2 protein-coding genes, 1 tRNA gene and 2 rRNA genes (2 of these 5 running past the window's edge) are annotated in these 2,500 nt (G+C 56.4%); all 5 read right to left on the reverse strand.

Annotated features, from left to right (window positions below):
- Positions 1-49: the 5' end (the start) of a type II toxin-antitoxin system RelE/ParE family toxin gene (locus tag A6B35_RS00200; protein ID WP_006199375.1), read on the reverse strand. 263 nt of this gene lie to the left of the window's left edge; 49 of the gene's 312 nt are visible here — the first part of the coding sequence; the start codon lies at positions 47-49; the stop codon falls past the left edge of the window.
- Positions 50-52: 3 nt separating this feature from the next.
- A complete protein-coding gene (locus A6B35_RS00205) occupies positions 53-319 on the reverse strand; it encodes a type II toxin-antitoxin system ParD family antitoxin (RefSeq protein ID WP_006199376.1) in 267 nt (88 codons plus the stop codon).
- Between the two features lie 502 nt (positions 320-821).
- Positions 822-898: transfer RNA gene (locus tag A6B35_RS00210), tRNA-Met, on the reverse strand.
- A 130-nt stretch (positions 899-1,028) separates the two neighbouring features.
- Positions 1,029-1,143: ribosomal RNA gene (gene rrf, locus A6B35_RS00215) — 5S ribosomal RNA — on the reverse strand.
- Positions 1,144-1,239: 96 nt separating this feature from the next.
- Positions 1,240-2,500: ribosomal RNA gene (locus A6B35_RS00220) — 23S ribosomal RNA — on the reverse strand (it continues 1,537 nt past the right edge of the window).

The following is a 2,500-nucleotide window of genomic DNA, read 5'->3' on the forward strand; positions in this document are numbered from 1 at the left end:
GTTCGAGTTCAGCTTCCGCCCTGGGGTGGAAGACGACCCGGTACTCCATTGCCTACTTGGCTTTCGCCTGCTTCGCGCGATGACGCGCCTCGAGCCGCGAAAAAACCGTCTCGGCAGGAATGCCCTTGGCCGGATCCCGATGGAGCTCGCTCAAACGCGCCGGAATCTCCTCGCGCAGCCATCTTTCCCGCTCCGCCTCGAAATCCTCGAGCATGCGCAGCCCGGCGCGAACAACCTCACTGGCATTGTTATAGCGGCCTGATTCGAGCTGCTTCCTGATGAAGCTCTCATAGTGATCGTTCAGGGCGTAGTTGGGCATGGCAATCTCCTGGAGAGATTATGGTGTCGATCAGGATCGATAGCAATAGATAGTAATGATTAGCAGTAAGCGCATACTGCCACGCTTCATGTCGATGATTCTCTGGCGGGGGAATACTCGGTTACCTGGTTCTGCGGCATCGAAATGCCGCCAGTCACGATCGCGCCGGCGCCAATCGAGATTCGTGCCCGGGATTATCCGCCACTCCTCTCAGCGTCCGGCCGAGCCAGGAGCAAACCGGCTGCGCTGGAGTGGGACCGCAGATTGCGAACGCGCCGGAAGGATTGAGACGATCCTCCGGGTTCTGATTCGTGATCAAGGCGCCAAACGCAAACGGCCCGCTTGGGGGCCGGCTGTTTTTCATTGCAAATTTGGATTTGACTTTTTCAGTCCCGCGGCGTCGGCTTCACCTCCTTGCGGGCCCCTGATGAGGGCAAAAATCAACCGGCCACCACAGCGCAATACCAAAACGGCCCGCACAAGGCGGGCCGTTTTCGAAACTTGGTTGCGGGGACAGGATTTGAACCTGTGACCTTCAGGTTATGAGCCTGACGAGCTACCGGGCTGCTCCACCCCGCGTCAACCTTAGAAGTAAGCCGAAACTTACCGGATTCAAGCGCCGCCAAATGAAAGGGCCGCTTGCGCGGCCCGAAATCCCGTTTGGCGGGCCTAATCGTAAGGAGAAGATTTTTCAACGTGCGTTTGGCAGACCTGGCAGCGACCTACTCTCCCGCGTCTTGAGACGAAGTACCATCAGCGCTGGAGCGTTTCACGGCCGAGTTCGGAATGGGATCGGGTGCAGCCGCTCCGCCATAACCACCAGGTCGGCAAAACGCACGTTGTTCGAGAAGCTGTTTTCTGTGCCATCCATCTCGGCGCAATCCAAAGGATTGTCGCCTCGATGGGCATAAGGAATGAGAACGATCAAGCCGATCGAACTATTAGTACCGGTAAGCTTCAAGCGTTGCCGCTCTTCCACACCCGGCCTATCAACGTGGTCGTCTTCCACGGTTCTCAGGGAATACTCGTTTTAAGGTGGGTTTCCCGCTTAGATGCCTTCAGCGGTTATCCCGTCCGGATATAGCTACCCTGCTATGCGGCTGGCGCCACAACAGGTCCACCAGAGATCCGTCCATCCCGGTCCTCTCGTACTAGGGACAGATCCTTTCAATATTCCTACACCCACGGCAGATAGGGACCGAACTGTCTCACGACGTTCTGAACCCAACTCACGTACCGCTTTAAATGGCGAACAGCCATACCCTTGGGACCTGCTCCAGCCCCAGGATGCGATGAGTCGACATCGAGGTGCCAAACAACCCCGTCGATATGGACTCTTGGGGGTCATCAGCCTGTTATCCCCGGCGTACCTTTTATCCGTTGAGCGATGGCCCTTCCACGCGGGACCACCGGATCACTATGACCGACTTTCGTCTCTGCTCGACTTGTCAGTCTCGCAGTCAGGCAGGCTTATGCCATTGCACTCAGCGAACGATTTCCGACCGTTCTGAGCCCACCATCGCGCGCCTCCGTTACTCTTTAGGAGGCGACCGCCCCAGTCAAACTACCCACCATACATTGTCCCGGACCCGGATAACGGGCCGCGGTTAGACATCCATAGTAATAAGGGTGGTATTTCAAGGGTGGCTCCACCTGAGCTGGCGCCCAGGTTTCAAAGCCTACCACCTATCCTACACATGCCACTACGAATGCCAATGTAAAGCTATAGTAAAGGTGCACGGGGTCTTTCCGTCTAACCGCAGGAACCCCGCATCTTCACGGGGAATTCAATTTCACTGAGTCTATGCTGGAGACAGCGGGGAAGTCGTTACGCCATTCGTGCAGGTCGGAACTTACCCGACAAGGAATTTCGCTACCTTAGGACCGTTATAGTTACGGCCGCCGTTTACTGGGGCTTCGATTCAGAGCTTGCACCCCTCCTCTTAACCTTCCAGCACCGGGCAGGCGTCAGACCCTATACGTCGTCTTGCGACTTCGCAGAGCCCTGTGTTTTTGATAAACAGTCGCTACCCCCTGGTCTGTGCCACCCTCCTCTGCTTGCGCAGAAAAGGGTCACGCTTCTTCCGAAGTTACGCGTGCAATTTGCCGAGTTCCTTCAGCATAGTTCTCTCAAGCGCCTTGGTATACTCTACCAGACCACCAGTGTCGGTTTCGGGTACG

This window comes from Mesorhizobium amorphae CCNWGS0123, from assembly GCF_001686985.1.
GTDB lineage: Bacteria > Pseudomonadota > Alphaproteobacteria > Rhizobiales > Rhizobiaceae > Mesorhizobium > Mesorhizobium amorphae.

Bases quoted from the DNA above. Each gene is read 5' to 3' on its own strand.
- A6B35_RS00205 (WP_006199376.1), bottom strand. From the start codon at position 319: ATGCCCAACTACGCCCTGAACGATCACTATGAGAGCTTCATCAGGAAG.